Below are 6,316 nucleotides of genomic sequence, written 5' to 3'. Positions count from 1 at the left end.
TGATTATTATAATAATGACCGTTGTCAGTGGAACTTAAAAAAGCTGACTCCTGTTCAATACAGAAATCAGCTCTTAGCTTCCTAACTCTCTTTTTTAAAATGTCCTTGACATAGGGACCAGTTTAAATTTTAGTACTTATTTAACTATTTATAGAATAAAGAAAGCTAAAGAGCTAATAAAAAATACAGATATGAAAATATCTCAAATTGCTTTAGAAGTAGGCTATTCTAATGCAGGATATTTTTCTAAAAATTATAAAAAGTACACAGGAATTTCACCAGAAGAAGATAGATATTGATAATGTTATAACGAAATGTCAAATAAATAATAAAAAATCAATATTTTACAAATATATGATAAGTAATAATGAAATGATAATAAAATTATGTCCAAATAATTATATTCAATATCAATATTCTTTATATAAACTAAGATTTTATTTATGTATAATTATATTGAATAAAAGATATTGTAGGTTATTATCCACTATAAGAGGAGATTAAATGATTAAAAAGTTAAATATAATATTGATGGCAACATTAATATTAATTATAACAATAGTTTTTGTAGCATCCTTAGGTGTTAATATGAATAATAGCTTAAAAACAAAAGAAGAAAGAAGCTTAAAAGTAGCAGTTATTTTTACTGGAAGTGGATTAGGAGATAAGTCTTTTAATGATTTAATTTATGATGGTTTGTTAAAAGCGCAGAAGGAGTTAGGTGTAGAATTTGATTATGCAGAACCTATATATCCTGAAGAATATGAAAAAAGTATAATGGAATTTGCACAAACAGAAAAATATCAATTAATAATTGCTGTTGGTCCTGAACAAGAAGGTGATGTGAAAGCGGTTTCAAAAAAATATCCTAATCAAAAGTTTACTTTAATAGATTCAAAAATTGATGCTAAGAATATAAGCTCTATCTATACAAGATGGGAAGAACAAGCATTTTTAAACGGAGTTATTTCAGGAATATTAAGTAAAGAAGAGTATGAAAAAATAGGATATATGAGTAAGGCGGGAATAATATTAGGAATGGAAGTTCCGCATTTAAGAGAAGGTGCAATAGGTTTTGAAGCTGGATTTAAATATATTAATCCAGATGGGGAAGTTATGACCGCAGCAGTAAACGATTTTAAAAATCCACTTAAAGCTAGAGAAACTGCATTATTGATGTATAGCAAAGGTGTTAAATATATACAACACTTAGCTGGAGCATCAGGGCTTGGGGTATTCTCAGCAGCTAAGGAAAGTGGCGGATACGCTTTTGGAGTAGATGAAAATCAAAATTATTTTGATCCTAGCGTTATAATATCTACAGCTACAAGATATATGAATCAAATTATATTTAATGAAATTAAATATATGAATGATAATACTTGGAATGATGGAGTACATTTATCTGGATTAAAAGAGGGGATTATAGATATTACTAGAGAAGGGTCAGAAGTAGAATTAGATCCAATGGTTATGAAAACAGTTAATAAAATTAAATCAAAAATAGTAAATGATGAATTAACTATACCTAAGAATAAAAAAGAACTTGAAGCTTGGGTTAAATTAAATAAATACGAAGATTAAATGGAGGTTTTAGTATGAGAGCTTTTGATATTATTGCAAAAAAGAGAGATAAAAAAGAATTAAGTAAAGAGGAAATAGAATTTTTTGTAGAAGGTTATACCAAAGGTGAAGTTACAGATTACCAAACATCAGCATTATTAATGGCGATTTATTTAAATGGATTTAGTAAAGAAGAAACAGTAAATTTAACAATGGCTATGATTAAATCAGGAGATGTTGTTGATTTAAGTGAAATAAGTGGAATAAAAGTTGATAAACATAGTACTGGTGGAGTTGGAGATAAAACATCTTTAATATTAGTACCTATGGTTGCTGCAGCAGGAGGAAAGGTTGCTAAATTATCAGGAAGAGGCCTAGGACATACGGGAGGAACTTTAGATAAGCTTGAAGCAATACCGGGATTTGATATAAATGTATCAAAAGAAAACTTTATAAAATTTGTTAATAAATCAGGACTTGTAATAGCGGGACAAACACAAAATATAGTACCTGCCGATAAGAAAATATATGCACTTAGAGATGTTACTGCCACTATAGATAGTATTCCTTTGATAGCAGCTAGTATAATGAGCAAAAAAATTGCTTCAGGCTCAGATGCCATATTATTAGATGTTAAATATGGGGATGGAGCATTTATGAAAACTAAGGAAGATGCTGAAAAGCTTGCAGAAGCTATGGTTTCTATAGGTAAGGGCTTAAATAGAAATACATCAGCAGCTATAACTTTAAATGGAGAACCTTTAGGATATGCAATAGGAAATGCATTGGAAATTCAAGAAGTAATAGAAGTTTTAAGTGATAGAGGTCCAGAAGATTTAAGGGAGTTATGTTTAAAACTTGGTGCTCAAATGCTTAAGTTATCTAATATAGAGGCAGATGTAAATAAAGGAAGAGCTATTTTAGAGGAAGTTCTTAAGAATGGAAAAGCCCTTGAAAAATTAAAAGAGCTTGTAGCTAATCAAAGTGGAGATATAAGAGTTATAGATGATAAGAAGCTATTTACTATTGCGGAAATAGTTCATCAAGTAAAAGCTCAAGAAGAGGGTTATGTATATGAATTAAATGCAGAAAAAGTAGGAATAGCTTCATTATTAGCAGGGGCAGGAAGAGAGACGAAGGATGATGTAATAGATTATGGTGCTGGAATAATATTAGTTAAAAAGATGGGAAGTTATGTGAATAAAGGCGATATACTAGCTACTATATATACAAGTGATATGAGTAGGGTTGAAAAATCTGAAGAGATGCTTTTATCAGCTTATACAATGTCTAATAAAAAGCCAGCTAAAGCAGATATAATACACAAGATAATTGAGTAAGTAAAGGAGGTCGGATATAGAAATGAATATGAAGGATATATTAAAAACAGTTGATCATACACTACTTTTACAAACATCTACATGGGATGAAATAAAAGTTATATGTGACGATGGAATGAAATATGAAGTTGCATCAGTATGTATTCCACCTTCTTTTGTGAAAAGAGCAAAAGAGTATGTTGGAGAAGCTTTAAATATATGTACTGTAATAGGATTCCCTAATGGGTATAATACAACAGAGGTAAAAGTTTTTGAAACAAGAGATGCTATACAAAAGGGAGCCGATGAAATTGACATGGTAATAAATATAGGAATGGTAAAGGAAAAGGACTATGAATATATAACTAACGAAATAAAACAAATAAAAGAAGCATGTGAAAATAAAATATTAAAAGTAATAATAGAAACTTGCCTTTTAACTGAAGAGGAAAAGATTGAATTATGTGATTGTGTTACAAATGCTGGAGCAGACTTTATAAAAACATCCACTGGTTTTAGTACTGGCGGAGCGACTATTGAAGATATAGAATTATTTAAAAAGTATGTTGGAAAAGATATAAAGATTAAGGCTGCTGGTGGAGTAAAGAGTATTGAAAAAGCAAAAGAGTTTATAGAGAAAGGAGCCTCAAGACTAGGTACAAGTTCTATAGTTAAAATAATGAATAATGAAGAAATTATTGGATATTAAATACTTTTGATTTGATAATAGTTAAATTTTAATATAATAAGGGTATTTTAATAGTTGATGGCTGATATTACTATTATTTATAGAGAAATTTAATAAAAGACAGGAGATCTTATTATCATAGTGCGTGATTTAGAAAAAAATATCAAAATTTATATTTATTAGAATTTAGGACTAGTAAAAATGAATAAATTAGATATATAATATGCATATAGGAGAAATTTATTAATTTTAATAACAGATGCATAAGGAGAAATTAAATGGCAGTAACTATAGATGATATAGCAAAAAAAGCAGGTGTATCTTCTGCAACGATATCTAGGGTATTAAATAATTCATCTTATGTAAAAGATGAGACAAAAGAAAAGGTTCTAAAAGTTATTGAAGAAATGAATTATGTTCCAAGTGCAATAGCAAGAAGTCTTTCTAAAAGAGAGACAAGCACTATAGGGATAATAGTTCCGGATATAACAAATTCGTATTTTGGTGAGATAATAAAGGGTATAAGTAAAATTGCAGAAGAAGTTGGCTTAAACATAATATTATTTAATACAAATAATGATATAAAAAGTGAAATAAAAGCACTAGATGAAGTAAAAAAACACAGATTAAAAGGTGTTATAATGACTCCTGGATTTGGAGATACTGAGTTTCAAGATATATTTACCGATATGATAAATAGCATAAATATACCTATTGTATTAGTTTCTGCGGATTTAAATTATATAGAGTTAAATGGAGTGTTTGTTGATGATATAAAAGGTGGATATGATGCTACAAAGTTATTAATACATAAAGGTCATAAGAAGATAGGAATAATAACTGGAATAATAAGTTCAAGTTCAGCAGTAAATAGACTTAATGGATATAAAAAGGCATTGATAGAAAATAATATTTCAATTATGGATGATTATATAAAAGAAGGAAATTTTAGTTTAGATAGAGCGTATGAATTAACTAAAGAATTTTTAGATATGCAAGATCCACCTACTGCAATAATTTCATGTAGTAATAGAATGACTTTAGGGGTTGTTAAAACTCTATTTGAAAGAAACAAGAAGATTCCTAAGGATATAGCTTTAATTGGGTTCAATAAAATTGATCTTATAGATATAGTAGGAATTAATTTAACTTATATAGAAGACTCTCCAATGGAATTAGGACAATCTTCTATAAGGCTACTTCTAGACATATTGGAATCTAATGAAAAGAATAAAATAAAAAGAATAAAAATACCACCTAAGCTGATTTCAAATGGCTCAGAAGGTAAGTTTGATTAAGTGAAAATTTAATCTTATTTGTAAGCGGTATCAATGATTAGTTATTATTTAAACGACGCACTTCTTTGTATATCAAAGATTGCTATATATTATTTTATGGAGGGATTATTATGAAAAAAAAGCTAATAGCACTAACACTTGCAGCTCTTATGGTTACTGGACTTGTAGGGTGTGGTAGTAATGGTAATGGTAATGAAGGAGAAGGGGAAGTAAAAAAAGATTTAAAAGTAGGTATGGTTACTGATGCAGGTACTATTGATGACAAATCATTTAACCAAGGTACTTGGGAAGGTATAGAAAAAGCTAAAGCTGAATTGAAAATTGAAAACAATTACTTAAAGCCAGCTGGAACTACAGAAGCAGATTACATGAAGGAAATTGGAAATCTATATGATACAGGTTATAAATTTATAGTTACTCCTGGATTCAAATTTGAAACAGCAATATTTAAAGCTCAAGAAAAATATAAAGATGCTAAATTTGTAATATTAGATGGTAATCCACACAATGGAGACTTTAATCCAGTTGTAGCAGAAAATACAGTAGCCATATTCTTTGCTGAACAAGAAGCAGGATTCTTGGCTGGGGTAGCAGCCTCTCTTCAATTAAAAGAAGGTGAATTAGGATTTATAGGTGGTATGGAAATCCCTTCAGTTCAAAAGTTTAACTGGGGATTCCAACAAGGTGTTAAATATGCTAATGAAAATTTAAATACAAAAATGAATATTAAAGCAGAAAATGTAGTTTACCAAGGTACATTTGATAACGTAGCAGCAGGACAACAATTAGCAGCAACTATGTTTGATAATGGAGTTAAAGCTATCTTTACAGCAGCTGGAGGAGTTGGTGTTGGAGCTATAAAGGAAGCTAAAGATAGAGCAGGTAAGGAAGAGGAAGCTTGGATAATAGGAGTTGACGTTGACCAATATGCAGATGGTATATACAAGGATGATAAATCAATCATTTTAACTTCTGCTATGAAGAAAATCGATACAGCTACTTTTGATATGATAAAAGATGAATTAGATGGAAAATTCCAAGGTGGAAAAACTTTAATGTTTGATGCTAAAAATGATGGTATAGGTCTTCCAAAAGAAAATCCAAACTTAAGTAAAGAAACTACAGAGAAGGTTGATGAAATATTCAATCAAATCAAAGAAGGTAAAATTAAAGTATCAGCTGAACAAGGTGATTTAATTAAATAATTTATATAAGGAAATTTAAAGGCTAAGCCTTTAAATTTCCTTAAAAATATGAAAAGAGGAAAGCGGTGAATTATATGGAGTATGTAGTAGAAATGCTTAACATTCGAAAAGAATTTCCAGGAATTGTAGCAAATGATAATGTAACATTACAACTAAAAAAAGGTGAAGTTCATGCTCTTTTAGGTGAAAATGGTGCAGGAAAATCTACATTAATGGGAATGCTTTTTGGGATGTATCAACCAG

General features: G+C 29.3%; 8 protein-coding genes. All 8 read left to right on the top strand.

The features are described from left to right. Nucleotides 1-85 (top strand): IS3 family transposase (locus J7M87_RS04880; protein WP_291648866.1); only part of this gene is annotated, 85 nt, incomplete at its 5' end. A 25-nt stretch (nt 86-110) separates the two neighbouring features. Beyond that, nucleotides 111-299 (top strand): helix-turn-helix transcriptional regulator, encoded by a 189-nt coding sequence (locus tag J7M87_RS04875; RefSeq protein ID WP_291649239.1) that lies wholly within the window; start codon nt 111-113, stop codon nt 297-299. Between the two features lie 205 nt (nt 300-504). Continuing rightward, nucleotides 505-1,584, top strand: coding sequence for a BMP family ABC transporter substrate-binding protein (locus J7M87_RS04870; RefSeq protein ID WP_291649235.1), 1,080 nt, complete (start codon nt 505-507; stop codon nt 1,582-1,584). Between the two features lie 14 nt (nt 1,585-1,598). Then, on the top strand, nt 1,599-2,903 hold the full coding sequence (locus J7M87_RS04865; RefSeq protein ID WP_291649232.1) for a pyrimidine-nucleoside phosphorylase: 1,305 nt from the start codon (nt 1,599-1,601) through the stop codon (nt 2,901-2,903). 22 nt (nt 2,904-2,925) lie between these two features. Continuing rightward, nucleotides 2,926-3,591 (top strand): deoxyribose-phosphate aldolase, encoded by a 666-nt coding sequence (deoC, locus tag J7M87_RS04860; RefSeq protein ID WP_291649230.1) that lies wholly within the window; start codon nt 2,926-2,928, stop codon nt 3,589-3,591. Nucleotides 3,592-3,848: 257 nt separating this feature from the next. Continuing rightward, nucleotides 3,849-4,868, top strand: coding sequence for a LacI family DNA-binding transcriptional regulator (locus J7M87_RS04855; RefSeq protein ID WP_291649229.1), 1,020 nt, complete (start codon nt 3,849-3,851; stop codon nt 4,866-4,868). A gap of 110 nt (nt 4,869-4,978) precedes the next feature. Beyond that, nucleotides 4,979-6,073 carry a BMP family ABC transporter substrate-binding protein gene (locus J7M87_RS04850; protein WP_291649227.1) on the top strand — a complete coding sequence of 365 codons (1,095 nt, stop codon included), beginning with the start codon at nt 4,979-4,981 and terminating at the stop codon, nt 6,071-6,073. Between the two features lie 74 nt (nt 6,074-6,147). Beyond that, nucleotides 6,148-6,316, top strand: a 169-nt coding sequence (locus tag J7M87_RS04845; protein WP_291649237.1) for an ATP-binding cassette domain-containing protein, incomplete at its 3' end; no start/stop codon positions are given.

This window comes from Clostridium sp. (assembly GCF_017888565.1).
GTDB lineage: Bacteria > Bacillota > Clostridia > Clostridiales > Clostridiaceae > Clostridium.
The sequence above is the reverse complement of the archived record's forward strand: the minus strand, read 5'-3'. Positions and strand labels throughout refer to the sequence as shown.